At 52.1% G+C, this 24960-nt stretch carries 24 protein-coding genes; 13 read left to right on the forward strand and 11 right to left on the reverse strand.

What is annotated here, in order from left to right; all coding sequences use genetic code 11:
• A complete protein-coding gene (locus C3B51_RS03690) occupies positions 1-882 on the reverse strand; it encodes a virulence factor BrkB family protein (RefSeq protein WP_430929831.1) in 882 nt (293 codons plus the stop codon).
• A 111-nt stretch (positions 883-993) separates the two neighbouring features.
• On the opposite strand from C3B51_RS03690, the gene C3B51_RS03695 reads away from it, so the two are divergent.
• Positions 994-1656 carry a DUF2959 domain-containing protein gene (locus C3B51_RS03695; protein ID WP_130244209.1) on the forward strand — a complete coding sequence of 221 codons (663 nt, stop codon included), beginning with the start codon at positions 994-996 and terminating at the stop codon, positions 1654-1656.
• 55 nt (positions 1657-1711) lie between these two features.
• Here the strand turns inward: C3B51_RS03695 and C3B51_RS03700 are convergent, their stop codons facing one another.
• Both C3B51_RS03700 and C3B51_RS03705 read right to left on the reverse strand, forming a co-directional pair.
• Positions 1712-2386: a hypothetical protein gene (locus C3B51_RS03700; protein ID WP_130244210.1), complete on the reverse strand. Its 675-nt coding sequence runs from the start codon at positions 2384-2386 to the stop codon at positions 1712-1714.
• Positions 2387-2470: 84 nt separating this feature from the next.
• Positions 2471-2743, reverse strand: coding sequence for a hypothetical protein (locus C3B51_RS03705; RefSeq protein ID WP_125716944.1), 273 nt, complete (start codon positions 2741-2743; stop codon positions 2471-2473).
• A 206-nt stretch (positions 2744-2949) separates the two neighbouring features.
• On the opposite strand from C3B51_RS03705, the gene C3B51_RS03710 reads away from it, so the two are divergent.
• From C3B51_RS03710 to C3B51_RS03725, 4 genes are all read left to right on the forward strand, one after another.
• The gene (locus C3B51_RS03710) at positions 2950-3348 is read left to right on the forward strand and encodes an RNA-binding S4 domain-containing protein (RefSeq protein ID WP_130244211.1); all 399 of its coding nucleotides are present in this window, start codon (positions 2950-2952) and stop codon (positions 3346-3348) included.
• Positions 3349-3363: 15 nt separating this feature from the next.
• Positions 3364-3804, forward strand: a complete 441-nt coding sequence (locus tag C3B51_RS03715; RefSeq protein ID WP_130244212.1) for a PaaI family thioesterase — start codon at positions 3364-3366, stop codon at positions 3802-3804.
• Between the two features lie 89 nt (positions 3805-3893).
• Entirely contained in the window at positions 3894-4112 is a 219-nt protein-coding gene (locus C3B51_RS03720; protein WP_130244213.1) for a hypothetical protein, read from the forward strand.
• Between the two features lie 86 nt (positions 4113-4198).
• Positions 4199-5296 carry an NAD(P)/FAD-dependent oxidoreductase gene (locus tag C3B51_RS03725; RefSeq protein ID WP_130244214.1) on the forward strand — a complete coding sequence of 366 codons (1098 nt, stop codon included), beginning with the start codon at positions 4199-4201 and terminating at the stop codon, positions 5294-5296.
• On the opposite strand, the gene C3B51_RS03730 is transcribed toward C3B51_RS03725, so the two are convergent.
• The 5 genes from C3B51_RS03730 to C3B51_RS03750 form a co-directional block, all read right to left on the reverse strand.
• The gene (locus C3B51_RS03730; RefSeq protein ID WP_130244215.1) at positions 5293-5802 is read right to left on the reverse strand and encodes a DUF4124 domain-containing protein; all 510 of its coding nucleotides are present in this window, start codon (positions 5800-5802) and stop codon (positions 5293-5295) included. The genes C3B51_RS03725 and C3B51_RS03730 overlap by 4 nt on opposite strands.
• Positions 5799-6584 (reverse strand): hypothetical protein, encoded by a 786-nt coding sequence (locus C3B51_RS03735; RefSeq protein ID WP_130244216.1) that lies wholly within the window; start codon positions 6582-6584, stop codon positions 5799-5801. The genes C3B51_RS03730 and C3B51_RS03735 overlap by 4 nt, the downstream gene beginning before the upstream one ends.
• A 125-nt stretch (positions 6585-6709) precedes the next feature.
• Complete coding sequence (locus C3B51_RS03740; protein WP_130244217.1) at positions 6710-7450, reverse strand: phosphoadenylyl-sulfate reductase; 741 nt, start codon at positions 7448-7450, stop codon at positions 6710-6712.
• A 63-nt stretch (positions 7451-7513) separates the two neighbouring features.
• A complete protein-coding gene (cysI, locus tag C3B51_RS03745; protein WP_130244218.1) occupies positions 7514-9238 on the reverse strand; it encodes an assimilatory sulfite reductase (NADPH) hemoprotein subunit in 1725 nt (574 codons plus the stop codon).
• 54 nt (positions 9239-9292) lie between these two features.
• The gene (locus tag C3B51_RS03750) at positions 9293-11110 is read right to left on the reverse strand and encodes an assimilatory sulfite reductase (NADPH) flavoprotein subunit (protein WP_130244219.1); all 1818 of its coding nucleotides are present in this window, start codon (positions 11108-11110) and stop codon (positions 9293-9295) included.
• A 324-nt stretch (positions 11111-11434) separates the two neighbouring features.
• Between C3B51_RS03750 and C3B51_RS03755 the strand changes: the two genes are divergently transcribed.
• Positions 11435-13081 carry an endonuclease gene (locus tag C3B51_RS03755; RefSeq protein WP_206074692.1) on the forward strand — a complete coding sequence of 549 codons (1647 nt, stop codon included), beginning with the start codon at positions 11435-11437 and terminating at the stop codon, positions 13079-13081.
• A 479-nt stretch (positions 13082-13560) separates the two neighbouring features.
• On the opposite strand, the gene C3B51_RS03760 is transcribed toward C3B51_RS03755, so the two are convergent.
• Positions 13561-14754, reverse strand: a complete 1194-nt coding sequence (locus C3B51_RS03760; protein WP_130244220.1) for a DUF3103 family protein — start codon at positions 14752-14754, stop codon at positions 13561-13563.
• A 508-nt stretch (positions 14755-15262) separates the two neighbouring features.
• Positions 15263-15643 carry a hypothetical protein gene (locus C3B51_RS03765; protein WP_046006139.1) on the reverse strand — a complete coding sequence of 127 codons (381 nt, stop codon included), beginning with the start codon at positions 15641-15643 and terminating at the stop codon, positions 15263-15265.
• A 161-nt stretch (positions 15644-15804) separates the two neighbouring features.
• Here C3B51_RS03765 and C3B51_RS03770 point away from each other — a divergent pair, with 161 nt between their 5' ends.
• The 4 genes from C3B51_RS03770 (at position 15805) to C3B51_RS03785 (ending at position 19521) form a co-directional block, all read left to right on the forward strand.
• Positions 15805-16509, forward strand: a complete 705-nt coding sequence (locus C3B51_RS03770; protein ID WP_130244221.1) for a hypothetical protein — start codon at positions 15805-15807, stop codon at positions 16507-16509.
• A 162-nt stretch (positions 16510-16671) separates the two neighbouring features.
• Complete coding sequence (locus C3B51_RS03775) at positions 16672-18363, forward strand: S41 family peptidase (RefSeq protein ID WP_206076596.1); 1692 nt, start codon at positions 16672-16674, stop codon at positions 18361-18363.
• Positions 18364-18365: 2 nt separating this feature from the next.
• Positions 18366-18752 carry a hypothetical protein gene (locus C3B51_RS03780; protein ID WP_052713239.1) on the forward strand — a complete coding sequence of 129 codons (387 nt, stop codon included), beginning with the start codon at positions 18366-18368 and terminating at the stop codon, positions 18750-18752.
• Positions 18753-18831: 79 nt separating this feature from the next.
• Positions 18832-19521 carry a 4'-phosphopantetheinyl transferase family protein gene (locus C3B51_RS03785; protein ID WP_130244222.1) on the forward strand — a complete coding sequence of 230 codons (690 nt, stop codon included), beginning with the start codon at positions 18832-18834 and terminating at the stop codon, positions 19519-19521.
• On the opposite strand, the gene C3B51_RS03790 is transcribed toward C3B51_RS03785, so the two are convergent.
• Complete coding sequence (locus C3B51_RS03790; protein WP_130244223.1) at positions 19518-21158, reverse strand: cyclic peptide export ABC transporter; 1641 nt, start codon at positions 21156-21158, stop codon at positions 19518-19520. The two genes, C3B51_RS03785 and C3B51_RS03790, sit on opposite strands and share 4 nt — an antisense overlap.
• A 120-nt stretch (positions 21159-21278) precedes the next feature.
• Here C3B51_RS03790 and fhuF point away from each other — a divergent pair, with 120 nt between their 5' ends.
• From fhuF to C3B51_RS03805, 3 genes are all read left to right on the forward strand, one after another.
• Positions 21279-22040, forward strand: a complete 762-nt coding sequence (fhuF, locus tag C3B51_RS03795) for a siderophore-iron reductase FhuF (RefSeq protein ID WP_130244224.1) — start codon at positions 21279-21281, stop codon at positions 22038-22040.
• A gap of 77 nt (positions 22041-22117) precedes the next feature.
• Positions 22118-23356: an isochorismate synthase gene (locus C3B51_RS03800; protein WP_125716929.1), complete on the forward strand. Its 1239-nt coding sequence runs from the start codon at positions 22118-22120 to the stop codon at positions 23354-23356.
• A complete protein-coding gene (locus tag C3B51_RS03805; RefSeq protein ID WP_130244225.1) occupies positions 23353-24954 on the forward strand; it encodes a (2,3-dihydroxybenzoyl)adenylate synthase in 1602 nt (533 codons plus the stop codon). The genes C3B51_RS03800 and C3B51_RS03805 overlap by 4 nt, the downstream gene beginning before the upstream one ends.
• Positions 24955-24960 lie beyond the last annotated feature (6 nt).

Here is a 24960-nt window from a genome sequence, read left to right on the forward strand (position 1 = left end):
TTATTCTGGTGTGTCTTGATCCTCACAATCCTTTTCGGACAAACAGGCAGTAAATTCGGCCCCTAACAGCACCACCATCCAGGACAAGTAAACCCAGACAAACAAAATAGGCACTGTGGCCAGGGCACCGTAGATCACCTCATACGAGGGGAAATGGCTGATATACAGGGCAAAGCCTTTTTTAGTTAGTTCAAATAACAAAGCCGCAAAAAACGCCCCGGGTATCGCTGCCTGATAAGACACGCGTGTATTTGGTACTAAAGTATAGAGCATAAAAAAGCCTGCCATGGAAATAACATAGGGCAAAAGCTTCAATAAGAAACCGCTGAACCCTGGGATCCCCTGATCGGCAAACGATACCAGCGAAACAATATATGAGGTCACCCCTATGCTGGCACCCAGCAACACAGGGCCCAGTGTCAGTACCATCCAGTAAATCGCAAAGGAAATCATCATGGGCCGGGACTTTTCAACCCGCCAGATACGATTAAGCGCCGCATCCACATTGCGGATCAGTAACAGCGCAACCGCCGTCAAAAAACCAATCCCCACTGCAGTCATCTCATTGGCATTACCGGTAAAGGCGCTGATATGAGATTTAATGGTATCTGTTGAGGTAGGCACAAAGTTATTAAAAATAAAGTTTTCTATTGCATCCCGGGCATCCTGAAAGCCGGGAAAGGCACTGAAAATCGCCACCCCAACCGCCACCAACGGGATCAGTGATAATAAGGTCACATACGCCAGATAACCGGCGTTGATGGTCAGTTGATCTTCCTGACAACGTTTAAAAAAGCGCTGCCACCAGTCGGGCTGGTTTCTGATCAAAGCACGACATTGCAAGTCAAGACGTTGCAACCGCAGGCGCCATAATTCATTCATCATTACACAGGTTTACAGAGTGAGTTTTGCACATCTTACCAATCCCAGTCATAATTCATAGGGTCAGATTTAAGTATAAGCCGTTATGTATCAACTGCATTAGGAAAGCCGATGAACAATTCTGTGTTAACAACGAGCCTCATTATCTTAAGCCTGAGCCTGCTCAGTGCCTGTCAAAGCGCGTACTACGCCGCCTGGGAAAAAGTCGGGGTGCATAAGCGCGAGATTTTAGTGGACCGTGTAGAAAATACCAAAGAAGCACAACAGGCCACGCAACAGGAGTTTCAGTCTGCGCTGGAGCGCCTGACCACTTTGATTAACTTTGATGGTGGCGAATTACAAAGCGTGTATCAGCAACTCAATGATGATTACCTTGCCAGTGAAGCCGCAGCGCAAGACGTGCGCACAAACATAGACAAGGTAGAGGATGTAGCCGAGGCCTTGTTCTCTGAATGGCAGGACGAACTGACGCAGTATTCGAGCGCCAAACTTAAGCGCCAGAGCGAGCAAAAACTGCGTCAAACGCAGCGCCAGTTTGACAAGCTACTGCGCTCAATGCGCGCCAGCGAAGCCAAAATGCAGCCGGTCCTGGATTCACTCAAAGACAATGTGCTGTACTTAAAGCACAACCTCAATGCCCAGGCGATTGCCGCCATCAAAGGCGAATTCAGTGGTTTAAAACGCGATATTCAGTCGCTTATCACGGATATGAACCGCTCTATTGAGGACTCCAACGCCTTTATTGCCAGCATGAATAGTACCAATCAGTCATAGGCGAATCGCAATACTCAGCAACGGTTAGCTCAGCCCATTAACCGTTGCTGATGTACTACTGGGCAAAGATCACCTGTAAATCGCAGTTAAAAATGGGAATGGCTGCATAACTGCGATGACCCATTACCCGATAAGTGGCTGCGGGCTTCTCTCCAAATCGCGTCTGTACTGTGTGTGAAGTAACTTGATAGGCTTGCTGCATGGTCCCCTGACCGCTATCCCAGATCAGAGTTAGATAAGGATGGTTATAGAGCCACTTCCCTTGCGTCATTGTGTCCGTAAGCAACCAGTCTCCCGTTGCCTTTAGCTCAATCTGAAATGCGTCCAACGCGCAATTGTGTGAAAACACCACCTCAGGCAAAGCCACTTGCGCCTGCTCACCGGGAAAGTACAGGCCGTAATTTCCTTCACTGAAACGATGATATTCGCCGTTAAACTCTTGCACATCGAGCCCGCTATATCCTAACGCTTGTACCACCTCAGACAGCTGCGAGATCAGCACATCATTTTGATCCGCGGGAAAACGATTCAGGCGAACAGTATCACTGTCACTGTTGTACTCTTTAGGCACAGCAAGGTCATTCAAGACGTAATTTATATTGGCCTGCTCTAACTGACTCACCAACCTCTTTTGCTCTGAATCGTCTAAAGACGAGTGGAACACATGGACCACAGGGTGAGTGCTGCAGGCACTCAGCAACACGCACCCAACCAACGACCATAACCGCATGAAAATTCCTTATTCTTATCATTATGGTCTGAGTAGACCACAGCCGCCCGACATCTGTCCATTGTGCCATCGCGACTTACGGCATCAGTGACTACGCGTCAGCCAGTTTTGCACTGCGGTTTTAGGATACACAATCTCTTTAAATAAACGATGGCGCTCAAACTTCAGGTCGCTTTCCTGACTGGGTAAGCCAGCTTGTACCTGGCTATGATGTTCATTAAATCGTGAGATCAGTGTCAATTTGTCTCTGCCCTGATTGAGCTGAGTATTGAGATAACCACGCACATCATCTGCTGTCATTAACCCCGATGCCTCTAAGTTCATCAGATCTTTTTTTAGTGCAGAACGGATCCCCATGGAGTGTCTCCTGTTGTCATAATTTACAAAAGCCGCAGCGAATGACTGCTAAAAGCGACGGCCCTGGGCCGCCCGACTCCGATCGGCGTGCAAGATACACACCAAATGCTGCAATTACATTAAAGACACGGTGACAAACGAAAAAGTTTCGTGGTTCACCGCAGCGTCGCGCTATACTGTCGCAAAACATCCAGTGAGGTTGTGATATGAATCAAGAATTTATCGAAATTGAGCTCGAAGAAGAGCCAATTGAACTTTGTAACCTGTTAAAAGTATTAGACTTTGCAGAAAGTGGCGGGCAAGCAAAGCAGCTTATTGCGGCAGGATATGTGGGCGTTAACGGCGAGCTTTGTACGGTTAAACGCAAGAAATTGTACGCCGGTGACACTCTCTATTTTAACGAAGAAACCTTTATGCTGACCCTGGCAGAAGGTGCCATTCCCGCCGAGCGCGTCCAGCCAACACCACCAGTTGCGCACCAAAGCAGTGCACCTGCAGCCTCTGATAAAGGCAAAAAGTCTAGTCAGTCAGGCAAAAAGCGACGCAATAAGCAAAAAAATAATGTCGACAGTGTGACGGGCAGAAAGCCCATTTCGTTTGGATAAACCGGAGCGTATCACATGAGTATCTGGTATCGACCTGTCACTTTGGCAGAGTGTCAGGCGCTGGATGAAGGCTATCAGCAAAAAGGCACCCTGATGAAAACCTTAGGGATCAGCATCAGTGAAATTGGCGATGATTACCTGGTAGCCACTATGCCGGCGACCCCGGCACACCACAATCCGCTTGGCATGGTCCACGGCGGCGCCAACGTGGCACTGGCCGAAACCGTGGCCAGCTATGCGGCCAACTTTGTGGTCGACTTTGAGCGATTTTATTGTGTTGGTCAGGAGATCAATGCCAATCACCTTAAAGCATCACGCAATGGCACCCTCACCGCCACAGCCCGGCCTTTGCACTTGGGTAGACGCACCTCGGTCTGGGAGGTGAAAATCGTCAATGCACGGGGCGAACTCTGCTGTGTTGCCCGTATGACCGCCGCCGTTGTTGAACGTCGATGACATTAACCACTGCCCGTTTGATATAGCGCAAGTCATTTCATTATTTACAATAGCACAATGATCTCAAGCCAAATTCGGAGGCTGAGATCGTGCTCCCGCAAAAACGCCTGATTATTATTCTCCACTGTGTGATTGTCTGCGGACTGTTACTCATTTTCACCGGCCATACCCTGCTAAGCGCACAGTGGCTCGCAGAGCTGGGCCCCACAGGGTATGCCCTCGGTGCAGCCTGCATTGCCATTGGCCTGATCTGCTCCTTGCCCACCAAAATCTATCTGACTATCCTGCTGATGCGCAGAGAAAAGTAACGGCCGCGTTACTGCTGAGCGTGATTTTGCCTCCCTGCAGGCATTTCGCTACAATTTCTCTCTCAGTTTTTCACTCAGATATATCCATGGACCACATAGATACAGTGATCATTGGCGCCGGAGTCGTGGGCTTAAGCATCGCAGCCCGACTCAGTCAGACCCGCCCGGTGCTGGTCATCGACCAGATGGGGCAATTCGGCGAACACACCAGCAGCCGCAACAGCGAAGTGATCCATGCCGGGCTCTATTATGATGAGCACAGCCTCAAAGCGCGCCTGTGTGTGCGTGGCAAAGCCTTGCTGTATGAGCATTGCGAGCGCTTCCACGTACCGGCTAAGCGACTCGGTAAAATTTTATTTGCGCGCACAGCCGCAGAGCAAGACAAGCTGGCTGCAATCGAGGTGCAGGCAAAGCGCAATGGTGTACACGACCTGACGCCACTTAGCCAGGCACAAATTAACGAGATGGCACCCGGACTGCGTGCCAGTGCTGCACTGTTTTCTCCGTCTACCGGCATTATCGACAGTCATCAGTTGATGCTGTCTTTGGTGCATCAGCTGGTGCAAGCAGGTGGTAACCAGGTCTGCCACACCCGCTTTGACTCGGCACACCCAACGGCCAACGGGTTTGACCTGGCCCTGGATTGTGACGGCGAAGACTTTAAGCTGAGCTGTAATACGCTGATCAATGCAGGCGGCCTGTTTGCGCAGGATAATGCCAAACGCATCCATGGGCTGGCAGCAAACCACATTCCACAAAGCCATTTATGTCGTGGTCAGTATTTTTGTTATCAGGGTGCCCATCCATTTCATCATCTTATCTATCCAATGCCGGAGCAACATGGCCTGGGGATCCACGCCACGTTAGACATGGCCGGTCAACTCAGGTTTGGGCCCGACACCCAGTTTATTGATAAGCTGGATTACCAGGTGGACGCTCAGGCAAAAGCCCGTTTTGTGGCAGCCATCCAAAGCTACTGGCCCGCACTGGACCCTGAGCGGCTGCAGCCGGACTATGCGGGAATAAGACCTAAGCTCTATCGAAGTCAGGGGCAGGATTTTGTGATTGAAGGGCACCATCACCATGGGATTAATGCTCTTATCAACCTGTTTGGTATTGAATCACCCGGGCTGACCGCCAGTCTGGCGATCGCCGAGTATGTTGAAGCACAGCTTAATGGCTAGAGCTCTTCAAGCTTTTTGCTGCGCTCCTGCATCAGTTTTTCGATGTTCTGCGCATCCTGAACCAGCTTTTTAATGTCGGTCGGGCTCATGTTGGCGGGTAAATCTTTGGGAATGCGGCCGGCATCCTGTTGCTCTTTTAACTGCTTAAGGATCTCGGTATTTTCCGCCGCCATAATGGTGATTTTGCTCGGATCCAGCGTCATTTCTTCACTATGCCCGCGGGCATTTGGCCGATCTGAATAGTGCCAGTTGCCCTGGGCGTCCTGCCATTTATAGATTTTACTGGGTTTTTGTTGAGGCGCAGGTTCATCCGAACTGTTTACGATATCCACCGCTTTATCCAGCTGCTGCTTTGACTCATCCAGTATTTGCTGGACCTGCGTCTGCGCCTTGCCGAGGATATCATCAAGGCTGAGCCAGGTACGGCCGTCGGGCCGCTTTAAAACAAACAGCGATGCCACGCCGACCAGCATCACCATAATTAACAGATAACTTGCATACTTCATTGCGGCACTCCTTTTATATCGAGGCCATACTTTAACAGTATAGAGCGATATTCGGTAGAGTGACGAAAGCGCTTAAAGAAATCACGAAATTGTGCGCAGCCTTTTAGTCCCAGCGCACTGCGATTAAACTGTAACTGCAATGCCGCGGTATCGACCACCTGATGCACTTTAAGCGCAGTGACAAATTTGGGATTGCTCAGCTGGAGCCAGCGAATTGCGGGCAGACTCATCAGCGCAAAGCGACGGTCCTCTTTCACAGGCGAGGCGAGCGCATCCAGCATCTCCCGCTCAGAGTAAAACAGCTTCTGCTGCAACTGCCCCTGTGTCAGTTCCTCCTCTACGGTCGGGTAGGTGTAGCCAAACCGGCCAAGCATAATGAAATCCTGATAACCCTGTGTGGGTACTACGGCGTCCTGATGGGTGATCAGTACGTCCTTTACCCAGTATAACCCGGGGCTCCAACACATGGGACTATCACCCCGGTACCAGGATTCTGACTCCATTCGCACCTGGATCCTGTCGTGGCTGATCAGCTTTTTTGAGCGCTCTTCCGGAATATAATCTACGTCCACCGGCGCGCCATTCAGAGTAAAATGGGTTAGCAGCTCAGGGAGCACACCGGGGCGCTCAGGGTCGCCGGTCACAAAAGGCGGAAAGGCGTTGTAGGGTAAGGCGACACGCAACACCGACAACTCGCTTCCTGTCGGTGGCAGGGGCGAGACAGCACTGTGACCACTGATTGACACCAGCAACAGAACAAACAAACTGCATATTGTGCGCATCGCATTCACCCACTCTTTTCCCCTCGTTAGTCACAGTGTAGCGTTTCTGTCTCATTTGTGACAAAAAAGCGGACCGGGCTGTATCGCCGGGTCCGCTTATTATATTCGAGCTCTGACAGAGGCGTTTAAATGCCATCCCCGTCAATGTGTAAGCCACATTCCCGGTTAAGGCCAAAGAAACGGGTTTCTTCTTCGCTCATACCTGGCTCCAGTTTACGGGTGGTATGCACATCACCCATAGACACATAACCTTGCTCCCACAGCGGATGATAAGACAAGCCATGTTTGGTCAGATACTGATACACGTCGCGGTTGTGCCAGTCGATGATCGGATACACTTTCACCGTCCCTCGGCTGATCTCTAAGATCTGTTTGTCGGCACGGGTCGAAGACTGCTGACGGCGTAAACCACTGAACCAAGTTCCAGCCTGTAACTCGTTCAGTGCACGGGTCATCGGCTCTACCTTGTTCAGCGTGTTATAGCGCTTAATGCCCTCTTCGCCCTGCTCCCACAGCTTACCGTACTTGGCTTCCTGCCATGCCGGGCCCTGTATCGCACGATAGACTTTCAGATTCAGGTTCAGCTGTTCAGTCAGCTCATCAATAAACCGATAGGTTTCCGGGAACAAATACCCGGTGTCCGTCAGTACCACAGGAATATCTGGACGCTGACGGGTTACCAGATGCAGCATCACTGCGGCCTGGATGCCAAAGCTGGACGATAAAATCGGGTTATCTGGCAAGTTTTCCAGTGCCCAGGCCACCCGCTCTTCAACACTCTTTTGCGCCAGCATGCCGTTGGCATCATTCAATAATGCCTGCTGTGAGGCCTTATCCAGTGTCAGGATTTGTTTAAAGTCACTCATTACTCATTCCCAGTGTTCCACCACAACTCAAGCTGTGGTCAGGGGCGCCGAGCGCCCACTGTATTATGCATGGAAGTCGGTTTTAGATACCTTAACTTCAGCCACAATTTCCTTACGGATCACAAAGTCACCAAAACATTCATCCGGCTGACGCTCTTTGGCCCACTGACCAATCAGCTCGTCCAGTGCCGGCAGGTAAACCTCTTCACCGACATTTTCCAGATACAGTTTCGGGATCCGCGTCCCGGCCCGGTTACCGCCCAGGTACACGTTATATTTGCCCGGTCCTTTACCGACAAAGCCAATTTCTGCCAGCATGGCGCGGCCACAGCCGTTTGGACAACCCACCACACGCAAGATGATGTCGTCATCAGCAATCCCATGTTTGGCCAGGATAACTTCGGTTTTTTCAATCAGATCAGGCAGGTAACGCTCTGCTTCTGCCATGGCAAGCGGACACGTTGGCAAAGACACACAGGCCATCGAGTTCTTACGCTGCTCGGTGTGCGTGTCATCGATCAGGCCGTGTTCACGGGCCAGCTGCTCAATTTCCGCCTTTTGCTCAGCAGGCACACCCGCAATGATCAGGTTCTGGTTCGCCGTCATGCGGAAATCGCCCTGATGGATCTCGGCAATTTTGCGGCAACCGGTTTTCAGCGGCTTGCCCGGGTAATCCAAAATTCGGCCACTTTGAATAAATACCGTCAGGTGGTGCTTACCATCAATGCCTTCAACCCAGCCAATGCGGTCGCCACGATGGGTGAATTCATACGGACGACTCGGCGCAAAGGTCACACCGGCACGTTTTTCTACTTCCGCTTTAAACGCATCGGTACCAAAGGTATCCAGGGTATACTTGGTTTTCGCATTCTTACGATTCGCACGGTTACCCCAGTCACGCTGTACACCCACCACGTGCTCGGCTACCGCCAGCGTGTCGTCCAGGCTGATAAAACCAAAGTCATCCGCCTTACGTGGATAGGTGTTCACATCACCATGGGTCATGGCCAGACCACCACCCACCAGAACGTTAAAGCCGACCAGCTTGCCGTCTTCAGCAATGGCGACAAAGTTCAGGTCGTTGGCGTGCACATCCACTTCGTTATTCGGTGGAATAGTCACTGTGGTTTTGAACTTACGTGGTAAGTAAGTGCTACCTAATACCGGCTCTTCTTCGGTGGTTTCCTGCTTTTCACCGTTTAGCCAGATCTCGGCGTAGGCGCGGGTTTTTGGCAGCAAATGCTCAGAAATGCGTGCCGCCCACTCGTAGGCTTCCTGGTGCAACTCAGACTCAACCGGGTTGGTGGTACACAGTACGTTACGGTTTACGTCACCGGCGGTGGCGATGGAGTCAATGCCCACATCATTCAGCGTCAGGTGCATTTCTTTAATGTGTGGCTTCAATACACCGTGGAACTGGAAGGTCTGACGCGTGGTCAGACGAATGCTGCCATACTCGGTTTTTTCTTCGGCAAACTTATCAATCGCCAACCACTGATGTGGCTTGATGATCCCGCCCGGCATCCGCGCACGCAGCATGACGTTGTGCATCGGCTCCAGCTTTTGCTTGAGTCGCTCGGCACGAATGTCGCGGTCATCCTGCTGATACATGCCGTGAAAACGGATCAGCTGGAAGTTGTCGTCAGTAAATCCGCCGGTCAGCTGATCGCCCAAGTCGGTTTTAATGGTGCCACGCAGCAGGTTGCTCTGGGTTTTCAAACGCTCGTTATCAGACAGTTTGGCGTTCGGGTCGAGCTTACTGTTGGGTTTGTAATCGCTATTGCTCATCTTTATTCCTAAATTCTTACACTGTGACGGTGTGTACAGACTAATCCCGCAGGATTAGTACACGTCTTTTTGATAGCGACCCGCGCTGCGTAACTCTTTGAGATACTCTTCAGCTTCCTCGTCGCTCTTGCCTGCATACTGCTTAACGATGTCTACTAATGCCTGATGAACGTCCTTGGCCATACGGCTGGCGTCTCCACACACATAAAAGTGCGCACCATTTTGCAACCATGTATATACGTCCTGACCCTTTTCGCGTAAACGGTCCTGAACGTAGATTTTTTCTGCCTGATCCCGGCTAAAGGCCAGATCAATGCGATTCAGTACGCCCGATTTCACGTACTTTTGTAATTCAACCTGATACAGGAAATCCTGAGTAAAGTGCGGGTTACCAAAGAATAACCAGTTGTCGCCCTCAGCATCGCGTGCCTCGCGCTCTTGCAAGAAGGCGCGGAATGGCGCAATACCGGTACCCGGGCCGACCATGATCACGGGCGTATTGTCATCTGCTGGCAAACGGAAATTGTCGTTATGCTCACTGAACACTTTAACTTGCGTGCCTTCCTCAACGCGGTGCGCCAGGAAGCCAGAGCAACCGCCCTGATGGGTTTCACCAAAGGCGTCAAACTCCACCAGACCCACGGTCAGGTGCACTTCTTCGTCCACCTCAGCCTGGCTCGACGCAATAGAATACAAACGAGGCTGGATCTTACGACAGCTGTCGACCAGTGCCTGCGCACTGAGCGTGCCAGGCTGTTGCTTGATGATATCGAAGATCTGACGCGCTTCGATGTACTCACGCAGCGCCGCCTTATCACTGGCCAGTGCACTCAGCTCTGCGTTATTCGTTGCAGCCGCGTACTTTTCAACAAAGCCAGGGTAAGACTGAGTCAGTTCCAGCTTTTCAATCAAAGCTGTACGCAGTGTCAATGTCTCGTTACCCAGCGTGACTTCGCTGTCGCCTTCAAGACCAAGCAGGGCAATCACTTCGTCCACACGTTGTTCGTCATTGAGGAAGAAGACGCCCAGTGAATCACCCGGCTGATATTGAATGTCAGACCCCTCGAGTGAAATTTCGACGTGGCGAACATCTTTAGTCGAGTTACGGCCAGTGATCTTCTGAACCACAGAGATTTCTGCGCTGAACGGGTTTTGTTTGGTGTACTGGCTGGCATGCGCACCTGCCGTTGCCAGCGGCATGGCCACTACGTTAGCACCGCCTTGTTGTTGCTGTGCCTTTAGCGCAGGTTCAAAGGCATCGAGTGCACTGTCAATCCAGGCTGCTGCCTGCTCTTCATAGTCTACGTCCAGATCAGCACGCGCAACCACAGACTCGGCGCCCAGCTTTTGCAGACGCTCTTCAAAATCAATGGCCGTCTGACAGAAAAATTCATAGCTTGAATCACCCAGGCCCAGCACTGCGATTTTAACACCGTCCAGTTTCGGGGCTTTTTTACCGCTCAAAAAGGCGTGCAAGGTTTCTGCGTCTTCAGGTGGCTCACCTTCACCATAGGTCGAAACAGCCACAGCGATAAATTGCTCTTTCTTCAGCGCCGCAGGCTTGTAGTCAGCCATATTAACCAGCTTGGTTTGCAGGCCGCGTGCTTTAGCAGCACTTTCTAATTGCGCCGCAACCCCTTTGGCATTACCGGTCTGAGAGCCGTATAAAATCGTCAAAGGTGCCGCTTCTGCAGCCGCCGCAGGTGCCTGCCCTAAAGTGCCGGCTAGTGCGGCGGTGTTGGCATTGGCAGCCAGATAACCACTGACCCAGGCCTGCTGGATCGGATTAAGCTCCGCCACTAACCCCTGTAATTTTTGCAGTTGTTCTTGTGTCAGCGGACTGGCCGCGGCACTGAGTTGACTTAACAACATGATGATTGTTTCCCCATAACCCTTAGATAGCTTGCCCCGCCGAACTGCCCGGCGGTTCCACCCGCGCCCATAGATGCAATTCGGTCATTTTCTTAGCATGCAGGATACGCAACTCACCGCACGACAAAAAGAACAGTATCTGCTTTGTTATTCCATTTGGTTATGGATATTCAAAAACTCCAAATAAAACAGATTAAAAATAATTGTACCGATTTTTACAATTAAAAAGTTAACGACAATGTAACAAAAACCCTTTAAACTCCCACTCGGTTTTTTACAACCAAACAACAATATAAATTAAAAATAGAACACGGGAATAATAAAATGATTACAATAAAAGGGCCTTTGTGCCTGACAATGGGCCTGGCTGGCAGCGCGTTAAGCCTGCTCAGTACCATGGCATGGGGACAGGTAGACAACGGAGATTTCGAGCAGTGGCAGCTGGGTAAACCCAGCAACTGGACCACCATTGATTCGGGTATCTCTTTGACTACCGAACAGAATCGCGTTTACAGCGGACAAACGGCGGCGGCCGTCAATGTGCTGACAACAACGCAGGGGAATACCGATCTGGCGCAAACCGTCACGGTTGAGGCCGGCAAAACCTACACCTTCAGTACCTGGGTCTACCATACTGAAGGCGGCGTCAGGGCTCGCCTGGTCGCTGACGGTTATCACAATTATTCGGATCCGCAACAGTTAAACCAATGGCAACAACTGCGCCATGATTATACGGCCACCAGCAATGGCCAAATCACGGTAGGACTGCGCTTTTATGACGTCAGCGGATTTGATGGCAATGAAACCGTGTATGTTGATAACTTTCAGCCCAGCGGCACTACGAGCACGCCACCGCCTACCGGTGGGGCCTGTCAGGCCAATGCGCTGACCTTCAACCTGACCACAGACAAGTACGGTGAGGAAACCAGCTGGGTGATTAAAAACGCGTCAAATACGACTGTTGCCAGCGGTCAGAATTATGGTGCCAGTCAGAGCTACAGTGAAAACCTGTGCTTAACCGACGGTTCATACACTTTTACGATATCTGACAGCTATGGGGACGGCATTTGTTGCAGTTATGGAAACGGTTCATATAGCCTGAACGGTCCATCCGGGACGATAGCGTCAGGTAGCCAGTTCACGTCATCGGCTTCGCACAGCTTCACGCTGGGCACCGATAATGGCGGTGGCGACGGTGGTGGTGATACGCCTACCGGCTACTACAGTGCTGCTGCGGGTTTATCGGGTTACGCCCTGAAAACGGCCCTGCACAACATCATTGCCAGCCATAATAATCAGGGTTATGGCGCTATCTGGTCGTTCATTGATCAATACGAGCGCGACCGCTACTTTGAGAACAATGGCACAGTGCTGGACCGCTACTCTGAAAAGCCAACCGGCACGGACAGTCACGAGTTTACAGCGGTGGGCGATCAGTGTGGCACCGCACGCATTGAGGGCGATTGCTACAACCGTGAGCATTCATTCCCGAAAAGCTGGTTTGGTGGCAAAATTGAGCCCATGAACTCAGACATTCACCATATCTTTGCCTCCGACGGTTATGTGAATAACCGCCGCAGCAGCTTCCCGTTTGGCGAAGTGGGCAGCAGTACTTATGTCTCAAGCAACGGCAGTAAAGTGGGCAGCGCCTCGGGCATAGGTTACAGCGGTACTGTGTTTGAGCCGATTGATCAGTTCAAGGGCGACTTTGCCCGCGCTTATTTTTATATGGCCACACGCTATCAGGATCGTATCAGTAGCTGGCAGAACAATTCCAGCTACAGCGATGCGGTACTTAATGGCAGCAGTGATCAGGTCTTTGAGGCCTGGGTAGTTACTATGCTCAAACGCTGGCATCAGGCCGATCCGGTTGATGCACTGGAGCGTGCCCGCAACGAAGGTGCCTATCAGTTCCAGGGCAACCGCAACCCGTTTGTGGACCACCCTGAGTTTGTAGAGCAGATCTGGTAATTCATGCCCTTCCAGTAATAGGTATCAGGCTCAGCGCACAAGGCCGTGGCTGAGCCGAATCAAAAGGCAGACTGTGGTTCACCTTCACAGGTTTACCTTTACAGGTTTACCTTCACAGGTTTGCCTTCTTTCATACATCGACTTTCAATCCACCACCGCGCAAAATGATCCTGACCGTTTGTCGCAAAGCCCTAAACTGCACGCCCTGAACACATTGCTCTGCTTGTCTTTTATCGTTCATGTGACGAGGAGGCTACATGATGATGGGAGGTGAGTATGCTTAATTCAGGAAACGGCTATACCGCTCCTCCTCCGAACAGTATCAGAGTGGCCAGTAGGGCCAGGTCTAAGCTAATAAAAAAGCGAGCATACCAAGGTATGCTCGCTGCAGAATAAAAAACCGGCCTAGTCCGTTAGACCGTAACCTACTCAACGGGTTGTGAGCTAATAAGCTAACGCCAGTGAACAGCCACAGACGTTTATCTGGGCTCTATGGTTAAGGGAGAAAGAGTAATTTTTGCGTTGTTGCTGGCGCCCATGTAACCGCTGTAATTTTGGCCCTCAAATAAGGTGTAAAACACGTCTACATAGTCATCGTCGTTGCTGAACCAGTGATCTGGCATCGCTTTTATCAACTGATTGGTCAGCTGAGGAATGATCGCATAACCCTGTACATTGGGATCCGGAATGGTGCGCATGACCTGAGTGACGATGTCCAGGAAAGTCGTCGCTAAATCTTTGTAGTTGGTGTTGTCATCCTGCTCCATCAGTAATACATCTGCGGCCTGCCAGCGATAACGCTCCCAGTGGATCAGGATCTGGTTTGGCGTGTAGTCAGTGCCGTCATGATCCAGGTAGGGCATATCAACAATATCCAGAACTGGCTCATCCCGTGACGGACTTACCCCTGTGACAATGCCGTAGACTTCCGCTTTACCCAGTACCCAGGGCTCCTGATCATTGTTCAGGCGAATACGTTTCAAAACACTGGTCGAAATGGCTTCTGACTGAATCGTCATTTGGTTCGTTTGCAGCATATTATTTGAAAAACGCTCAACCGATTGCGTTTCTCTGGCGCTGCTGAAAATGTTCTGCATCACGGCCAGCCCTTCACGGCGCACCTGCTGTTGATCCAGCTCCAGTACGAGCACCGGACGCTGCGGCATTTGCTGCGCATCTAACAGATGCAGCTGGCCATCACTGTCATAGGCTTCGACATGGATCCAGGTTTTATCATCCCCTTTCGGTGCAAAGGCGATCAACGGCTCTTCGCCTTCCTGCCATTGGCTCAGCATGTCAGCCGAAGCCAGACGCAATTGATAGAGGTTGCTGTCGCTTTGTGGCAAGCCTTTCAATAGCCGAGTTTGCGTGCTTGCCTGGCCAATCAATGATTGTGCCTGTTGTGACACTTGCATATCCTGCACCGTCAGACGTGGCTGACTGGCCAGTGCTGACTGCCAGCGTGAACCCTGCTGCGACAACTCTTGCGCCAGAGACTTCGCCATCACTTTTTTGATATCACTGACCTGGAAGGCCTGTGGATTAAAGCGGTCAATTTGCGCCAGCGGCGCTGCCAGGTTATTAACGGCCTCAGCCGGAGCTGCGGTTGCGCTTGCTGCTGCACTCAGGCTCAGGGCCAGTGCAGATAAGGTCATCTGAGATATGCGTTTCATTGTTATAATTCTCCAGAAATAATCCTGTTCCGGCCTCACCTGAACCACGGGAAGCCACCTCTCGTGTGCCAGAACAAGATAAAACACGAAAATCAAATTATCAACACATTAATATAAAATTTACATAAGAAAATTAACAAAAAATGAATATATTTATGTTTTTCAAGTGCTTTAGATATTAAAAAACAAGTAAGAATTAGATCTTTTAAGCAACAAGAGTGATGACTCTATTTGGTTTGGTTCATTATTAGTGGCAAGGAAACAGTGCCAAACAGGCAATATACCGGCAACCCTGAGCCGGCCAGAGCGCCTGAACCCATGAGTTAAAGCAGGAGTCATAACTTCTCACAAGAGTACAGAGTGATTTCCATACCCGCATCGATTGCACCGACGACAGAGCGCCGAAGTCAGTATCCAGATGCAGCGCCTGAGGCTGCTCAACATTGCGAAAGCCAATAGCGTGATGTGGCTCACGTAAGGTGGTCGAGCCTCGTAGACGCAGGAGTCATTACTTTTCAGCAGGATACAGAGTAATTTCCATCCCGGCACCAATGGCCGAGATCCGTAATAGCGTGTCGACATGTAGCGCCTGAGAATAACATTTTGGCTGCTCTCCACAGCTAAAACCAATATCAAAAGTCCGTTTCGAACATCCCAGCCACTGCTTGAGTGCTGACTTAGAGCATGATTCAATGAGTTCACACAAATGATTGATGGCTTTGTCCGGGCTCGTCACCTCGGCACTGGCTTCAATTCTGGCCAGCTGACGATACTCATCCTGATCATAGTGCAGTACCACGGCGTTCTTTTTAAGATCCGCAACCAGGGCAGAAATATCCTGCTTGGATTCTAACTCTAAGTCGACATTTAAAAACTGGATTTCTGACATGACGGGGCAATTACCTTGTTTCTTTTCTGAATGGTTCGCTGCCAGATCCAGGTCATGTTCAGCGCCAGAACACGGTCGATTGGCAGGTGCGACAATATGTCACTACTGATTTTACGCGAATTCTCATAAGCTATCAGCAATTTTGACGAAAAAACACCACTATGAATAAATCCAGCTTCAAACCTATCCGAAAATTCCACAAACTGGCAGGTTACCTGCTGGCATTGCAGCTCTTTGCCTGGTTACTCGGCGGCCTGGTTATGAGCGCCATTCCGCTGGATATGGTACATGGCAAACATCTGGCCAAGCGCACGCTGGACAATCCTTTCACTTACGTTGATTACACCGCCAACCTCAATCAGCTGGCGAATCGTGTTGCAGGATTTAACAGCCTGACCTTGAGTCACTTTTTAGACCAGCCGATGATCATTGCCACAGGTACTGAACGGGCCTATTTCACCGCCACCGGCGCGCCCTTTCCAGCCCCGAGCGAAGCCCAGATCCGCGCTAATGCCCGAGCGCACTTCCTCGGCGATAGCCCCATCGACTCAGCACACCTGCTCGTGCAAGGTCCCCGAGAGGTGCAGTATCGCCCCCGGGTGTGGCAAGTCACATTTGCCGACACACTGAGTACAACCCTCTATCTGGATGCGCACAGTGGTCAGGTGATCACCGTTCGCAGTTCGCTGTGGCGTATTTTCGACTTTTTCTGGATGTTACATATTATGGATTATGACGAGCGGGATGATTTCAACAATCCCTTGCTGATCACTTTTGCCGCCAGCAGCGTAGCGTTTTGTCTCAGTGGCATGTTGCTGTTATTGCAGTCGCCCCCCTGGCGCAGGCGCCGTCAGCAAATGCGCTAACGTCACGCGCTATACCAAATCAACTGTTCTAAAACCCCTCAATGGCTTACACTCAATATTTGTGCCGCCGTTGACATTAATTAACAGTCAACCCGGTCTATCTATTGTATTGTAGAAAGAGTGTTGATAGTTTTTAGCGCAATGAATAGACAGGAAAAAACCATGATGCAATTCAGCAACTTACACCTTGCCATCGGATTGGCTTTAACCCTCACAGCGCTCTCTGGATGCGGAGGCGCCGGTACAGAGAGCGGCACTGGTGGCGATTCTGGCACTGTAACAACCCCAGATAATAACAATAATAACGGTGGAGACTCAGGGGGAGATTCAGGTGGTAATTCTGGTAATGACAGCGTCGGAGGCAGCACTGAGCCCAGCTGGCAGGCGGGTGTGTTTCCACCCGCGACAAACTTCATAAACTTCTGTGCCACCCCGCGCACCGGGCAAGATCCATATAACAATAATCAGCCCTATCCTGACAAAGCCGGGACAATGATGCATGAAAAAATGTGGTTGCGCTCATTCAGCAACGAAACTTACTTGTGGTACGACGAAATTGCCGATAACAATCCGAGCGACTTCAGCACCGTGGCAAGCTATTTCGAACAGTTAAAAACCACGCAACGTAACCCGGATAACTCGCTCAAAGATGAGTTCCACTTTTCGACCACCTACGAAAGCTACCAAAAGGAACGCCAGTCAGGTGTAGCCACCAGTTATGGCATTCACTGGTCGGCTATTAAAACCGCCTCACCCGATCGTAATTTTACCATTGCCTATGTTGAGCCAAACTCACCGGCAGCGGCCAGTGGCCTGCGCCGAGGTGACCGCCTGGTCAGCATAGATGGCGAAGACTTTATTGACGGCGATAATGTCACACTGTTCAATGAAGCCCTGTTTCCAAGTGTTCCAAAGGCCTACACCTTTGTTTTTCGCCCAGTACAGGGCGAAGATAAATCAGCCAGCATGACGGCCGTCGACTTTGAGCAAACCCCGGTGCAAAACACTAAGGTCATATCGCACGGTGGCAAAACCTTCGGCTATGTCCAGTTTAATCAGTTTATCCCCACTGCGCAGGCGCCACTGATCGCAGCCTTCGATACCTTTAAAAACCGTAACGTCGATGAGCTGGTGCTGGATATGCGTTACAACGGCGGCGGCCTTGTTCATAGCGCAGCCCAACTGGGTTATATGGTGGCCGGAGAAAGCTCACTGAGCCGCAATTTCGGGGTGACCACCTACAATGATAAACGCCAGAGCGACAACCGCACCTACACCTTCGAGCCTCGCCGAATTGACTGGACCCGCAACGAGTTTATGAATGACACCACTTTGCCAAGCCTGAACTTGTCCAAAGTCTATGTACTAACCACTGACGATACTGCCTCTGCGAGTGAGATGGTTATCAATGGTCTGCGGGGTATTGATATAGAGGTGATCCAAATCGGCACCACTACGCGAGGTAAACCCTATGGTTTCGTACCCGCGCCTAACTGTGGCATGGTGTATTACACCATTCAGTCTAAGTCTGCCAATGAAAAAGGCTTTGGTGACTACGCCAATGGCTTCACCCCAACACCAGCCAGCCAGATAAGCGGCGAAGCCGGATTGGATGCGAAAGTACCAGGCTGTCAGGTGAGCGACGATTTAAGCCATGCATTAGGTGATGAGAACGAACAACTGCTGGCAAGCGCCCTGCATCACAGCATTACCGGGGCTTGTCTGATCAGCGAAGCATCGGGGGTGTCTGCCAAGCCTGACAACAGCGAGCAAGCAAGTGAGCATAACGCAGTGACATTGCCATTTAAGCCATTGCGTCATGGTGCTATCCACACAACCCTCACAGGACAATAACCATGAAATATTCGGGATGGTTTGCCAGTTTACTGGCCTTGCTGCTCACAGGGTGCCAGACCAGTAAAGCAGCGCCTGTCTATGCGGCCTTAATTGAACAAACCACACCGGATATGATCCGTGAAATTCAACATGCCATTGTCGCCCTCAAGGGCGGCACGGCACCTCAGCTGGCGCACAACGTGTTTATGCAGCACTCCACGCTATTCCTTGAAAAAGGCAACCCGCTGGACCCCTATGGACAACCCATTGTCGGCAACAGAGAAGGCGGCATCACAGGTTTCGAACTGCAAAAACGCGGCGAGCAATGTGTGTTGTATTATCCCACAAGCGGAGAATACAGAGTGCTGCCATCGGTGCCCTGCGTGATCAATCCACAGCAACCTTAACACAGCACGTTTGCACCAAAGCGTGCTTGCAACCTTTCCCTATATCGGTAAACTGACTGCCACTAATTGAGGGAGTCATATGTCGTTAACACCAGCCGAATTATTCACCCCCCAGCTGCCATTCGCCAGTTACAGCAGCGCGTTTTGCGTTGCGGATTATCAGGACAGTGATTTTGCCCGCTATGCTCAACCGTTGCCCGATAAACTCGGCCGTGCTGTTGCCAAGCGCAAGGCCGAATACCTGGCCGGACGCCACTGTGCCAGCCAGGCACTACAAATGCTGGGATTGCCTCATACTGTGATTGCCAGTGCAGACAGTCGCGCGCCTATCTGGCCACATGGCATCCAGGGCACCATCAGCCACACCCAGGAGTTAGCCATGGCCATGGTCAGCGATGACCCCACGGTACGGGGGTTGGGCATAGACTTGGAAAGGAAAATGTCAGACAAGCAGGAACAGGAGCTACAAACCCAGATCCTGGCAAAGACAGAGCTGGCGGCGTTTGAACAGCTGAGTAATGCTCAGAGCTGCCCGCTGACGTTGATCTTCTCCGCCAAAGAAAGCATTTATAAAGCGCTCTACCCTGTGGTACAGCGCTTTTTTGGCTTTGAGGCCGCATGCCTGATTGAGCACAGCGATAATCAGTTACACTTTGCGCTCACCGAGACGCTGCATGAAACCCTGCCACAGGGCACCCGGATCAGCGTCTATTACCAGCTCAGTGACGAGCTGGTGCTGACCGAGTGCTGCCTGCGCGCCGCGCGCTAAGCCAGCGCCGTTTGCTGTGCTGATGACTGAGCAGCCGCCGCGCTGGCAGGCTCGCTGAGGCAGCCGTTGTCCATTTTAAGCAGCCGATCGGCCAGGCCAAAATACTTGTCATCATGGGTGATCACCAGCACGGTTTTGCCCTGAGCGCTCAGCTCAGGCAGCAGCTCGCGATAGAACACGTCTTTAAAGACCGGATCCTGATCCGCCGCCCATTCATCAAAGATATAAAACGGTCTGTCTTCCATGTAGGCCACCACCAACGCCAGCCGCTTACGCTGACCCTGCGAGAGCTTTTGGGTGGTAAACGCGCCGTCTTTAATCGCCACTTTATGGTGCAGATTCAGCTTGCGGATCAAGGCATTGCCTTTATCTTCCAGCGCTTTTCCTTGACACCCCAGGACTCGATCAAAGAGATAAAAATCGCTGAATACCGTGCTGAACAGTTGGCGATAATCATCGAACTGTGCCGAGCGCACCGCTTGCCCGTCAACCAGTACCTGTCCCTGCTGCGCTTCAAACAGACCACACAGCAACTTGGCAAAGGTGGTTTTACCGCTGCCGTTGCCCCCCACCAGATAGACTAACTCGCCTTTGCGCAGCGTCAGATTAATCGGGGTCAGGGCAAACACCTCGTCACTTTGCTCGTGGTAATATCCGTGGCTGATATCTGTCAGGGTAAGTTCGTTAAAGTCGTTCATGGCCTCATTGCTGCTCGGCATCAGCGCCATTTCTTTGGTTAACGTGGCGATGGTATTGGCCGAGGCTTTCGCGGCGGCGGCTTTAGGGATGGCGGCCAGCATCACTTCCAGTGGCGTCAGCATATACAGAAATAACAGCGCAAAGCCCGACATCACCTTACCACTGTCTGCCCCAGGTGCGGACAGATAAAACAGCGCACCGCCAATAAAGGCAAAGACACTAAAACCGCCCCAGGATGCGGCATAATGATACATACTGGCACCCTGCACCCGACGCTTTTGCAATAAAGTAATGGTGCTGCCAATCACATCCTGAAAGAAGGTTTCACGCTTTTTGCGGTGTAGCTTGAGCTCTTTTGCACCGGCATAAATGGCATCGAACTGATCGTACAAAGTATCCTGAATTTTCGCTGCCTCCGTTACTTTTCGAAACGCATTAGCATTGGCCAGGCTATAGCCCACCGAGCCCAGTACCAGCGTCAGCAGGGCGAATAAAAACACCTGCCAGTCAAGCCACGCCATGTAAACGAAACTACCCAGCACCACCATGGCATTACTGAGAATATTCGGCAGGCTCTGGAAAAACTCCGCTACTTTGAGGCTATGCTCGGTCAGACAGGATTTAATCTTGCCAGCCCCCTGTGCTTCAACATGGCTGAATTGCGCGCCTATCACGTGCTCTGCCACCTCTCGGCGTACCGTGGCCTGGCTTTGCTGACTGAGCTGCTCAGCGAGTAACTTAGAAGCCAGTTGCAGGCTCACCCCCAGACAGGCCAGTACGGCAAACCAGATAAACTTCTCAGAGCGGTCAGCCTGATCACTGTTAATAATTTCGTTGATCAGCGCAACCAGCGACACGCTGATCAAACCAAACAACACACTGCTGAGTGCGGTGGCGATAAAGCGCCACCAGGTATTACGGATCAATTTTGCAAGCACGGGGTCTCTCTTCTTTACTGACGTGGATTTGCTTTAGGTGGTGACGAACAGGGAGTAAAAAAATTCACCCACAAAACGTCTAGGTATCGGTATTTGTAGCAAATCAACCAAGAGGTCCGCTTGCTTCCAACATTACAACCGTTTTTTCAGGGGCCCTTTCGGGAATATGGCGAGGCCGTCACTTTGTCACAGACCCCGGACTTGCCGACACTGGCACAGCAGTTTGCCGAGCTAACGGCGTTAAAAAGGGCCATAGCCGGCTGGGCACGCACTGAGGGGATAGACTCCCCCCGGGCACAAGCCTCCGTCTGGCATATGCGCTATTGCGTGAGGGTGCTGCCGAGCGTGCTGCTCAGCCACAGCGTGCTCAACCGAGCGCTGCCCGTAGCGGCGCAGCACGCACAACTGTGTTTAGCCACACAACGGCTGATGCTGCCAACCTGTGGCCAGCCATTTGCGCCTGCCAGCAGCACAGCGGCGAAATATCATTCACTGCTCTTTGCGCATTTTGCCCCTCTGCATGCCTTTCTCAGTGGTCAGTTTGGCGTCACCGAGCGGGTATTGTGGAGCAACCTGGTCTACCGCCTGCGCCACATCAGCACCACCATCGCCAGTGTATTGCCCGATGCCTCTGGGCTGCAACAGGATATGCGCTCCCTGCTGAGCCAAGATTGCTGGCAGGACAAGTCCAACCCGTTATTCCGCGCACAGCGTAACGAGTATATGGCCGCAGGCAAGCGGGTGCGCGGTGCCTGCTGTTTGCTGCACGCCCACCCGCACAAAGACTACTGCGGCGACTGCCCCAAGCGCCCGGAGTTTATGGCGGCACGCAAAACCGCCCGCAAGCAAATTGCCCACGGGACTAAATCTTTTTCGCAATGAGTCGTCTTGGTCACATCTCGCTGAGTGCAGTTTGCATCAGCGTTGCTATCGACAGAGTCAACAGAGGAAAGTAAACCATGCATGCTGGTCAATTATCCGAGCCCACCCAGACGCACGAACTTGGCGAGTTCCGGCCCGAGCAGGACTGTTTATTTGTGTCCGGGCCGTCATGCCTGATAAGCCGCGGTGTGGCCAGACGTTTTACCTTACCCATCAATGACAATGCGGCATTGACCAGCAGACTTAAGCAACAGCTGGACGAACATGCCGCCAGAAGCAACGGCCAGGCCATTGCCTTCGGTGTGGTGCCGTTTTGTAAGCAACAACAGGCTCAGTTTATTATCCCGGAGCAGGTCAGCACACTGGACAAGCAATTGTTTGCGCAGTGCCTGAGCGCACAACAGGCTGGCGCGCAGACACCCAATCGCTTGCAGTCAGTGCACTACAAACAGGACAGAGCCCACTTTGAGCAAACCGTGCGCGACGCCAAAGAGCTGTTTGCCGATGGCCAGCTGGATAAAATCGTCCTCAGTAAGCAAGTTGAACTGCACTTTGAACAGCCGCTGGACCAGGTGGGTGTGCTCTCACAACTGCTGGCACAAAGCCCCAGTGGCTATCACTTTTCAATTCCTGCTCAGTTGCACGATGCCCACGCTGAGCAACATGCCGGCGTACTGATGGGCGTGAGCCCGGAGTTACTGCTGCGCAAAACAAACGAGCAGATTTTTAGTAATCCGCTGGCCGGTTCCATCCCCCGCGACCCTTGTCCCAGTGTTGAAGCCCAGCGCCGCGCCACTTTGTTCGCATCGAAAAAAGACCGCTTTGAACACGCCGTGGTCTTGCAGGACATGGCCCAGATCCTCGGCCCGCTCTGCAACCAGTTGCATATCCCTGAGCAGCCCGATCTGCTCAGCACGGCGACTATGTGGCATTTATCTACCGTGATCGAAGGCACACTCAAAGCCCCAGATCAGAGTGCGATTGCACTGGCCAACCGCCTGCACCCGACACCGGCGTTGTGCGGCAAGCCCACAGCGCTTGCGTACCAACACATTGATGCGCTGGAAGGACATGGCCGCGGACTGTTCTCCGGGATCGTCGGCTGGTGCGACAACCAGGGCAATGGTGAGTGGGTGGTGGTGATCCGCTGTGGTTACCTGCAAGCCAACCTGGCGACCCTGTTTGCCGGTGCCGGCATTGTCGCCGCCTCCGATCCCAGCTCAGAATGGCTGGAAACCGAAGCCAAATTAAACACTATGCTGAACGCGCTGGACGTACGGCATGCCTATCACTTAGCAACGAAACACACACTATGAGTATTGAATATACCCCGTGGCCCGAAGATCTGGCCGCCCACTACCGCGCCCAGGGCTACTGGCAGGATAAACCGCTCACCAGTATTTTGTACGAGCAACTGGCGCACAACGGACAAGGCATTGCCGTGGCCGATGCCAACCGACAGCTGAGCTATCAGCAGCTGGATGACTACAGCTCGAACCTGGCGGCGCAGCTGGCCAGCCAGGGGCTGCAATCAGGCGACACGGCGCTGGTTCAGCTGCCCAACTGTGTGGAGTTTTACATCAGCTTTTTTGCGCTACTTAAACTCGGTGTTGCCCCTGTGTGTGCCCTGTTTAATCATCAGCGCACTGAGCTGCAAAGCTACTGCGAAATTCTGCAGCCCAAGCTGTTGATCGTCTCATCAGCTCAGGCGCTGTTTGCCGATGAGTCGTTCACGCACGAGCTGTATAATCGTTTTGCCTGTATCAGCCACATCATGGTCGATCACACCAAAGGCAATAGCGAACTGAAACAGGCCTATCTACAAACGCGTACCTTTAATGCACCAAAGCTCAATCCAGAAGATGTGGCGTTTTTCCAGCTTTCTGGCGGCAGCACCGGTACTCCGAAGCTGATCCCGCGCACCCACAATGATTACCTCTATTCTGTGGTCGCAAGCCGGGATATTTGCCAGCTGCATGGCGATACCCGCTATTTGTGTGCCCTACCGGCTCCGCATAACTTCCCACTCAGCTCACCCGGTGCACTGGGTGTATTCGCCGCCGGCGGCTCCGTGATCCTGGCCTCCGATCCCAGCCCCAGCCACTGTTTTCCTTTAATTGAACGCTTTGCCATCACCCACACTGCGCTGGTGCCACCGGCCTTGCAACTGTGGTTGCAACATGCCCCACAGAGCCAGCATGACCTGAGCAGCCTGGCGCTGATCCAGGTTGGCGGTGCCAAACTCAGCCGCACGGTGGCCGAGCAGGTCAGGCCGTTGCTGGGGGCCCAGCTTCAGCAAGTCTTTGGCATGGCTGAAGGGCTGGTCAACTACACCCGCCACGATGATGACGACGAGCTGGTACTGACCACTCAGGGTCGCCCTATCAGTCCCGACGATGAAATCAAAGTGGTCGATGAACACGGCCAGCCGGTCACGCCCGGTGAAGCAGGTAGACTCCTGACCCGCGGCCCCTATACCTTTAGGGGCTATTACAAGTCACCTCAGCATAACGCCAGTGCATTTGATGCAGACGGATTTTATGCCTCCGGCGATCTGGTAAAACAACTGCCCTCCGGCCACCTGATTGTGGTTGGGCGTGATAAAGATCAGATCAACCGGGGCGGCGAGAAAATCGCGGCCGAAGAAGTGGAAAACCATTTGCTGGGTCATCAGCACATCAAGCAGGTTGCCATTGTCTCTATGCCCGATGCCACCTTAGGCGAAAAAAGCTGTGCCTTTGTGGTCGCAGCCGAAAAGCTCACCCCGCTGCAACTGCGCAAGTATCTGCGCCAGCTGGGGATCGCCGATTTTAAAGTGCCCGATAAATTCCAGTTTGTCGCCGACTTACCCCTGACTGCGGTGGGTAAAGTCGATAAAAAAGCCCTGCGCGCCACCTTCGACGGCCAGGCCTGATTAATA

This window comes from Pseudoalteromonas rubra, from assembly GCF_004212645.1.
GTDB lineage: Bacteria > Pseudomonadota > Gammaproteobacteria > Enterobacterales > Alteromonadaceae > Pseudoalteromonas > Pseudoalteromonas rubra_G.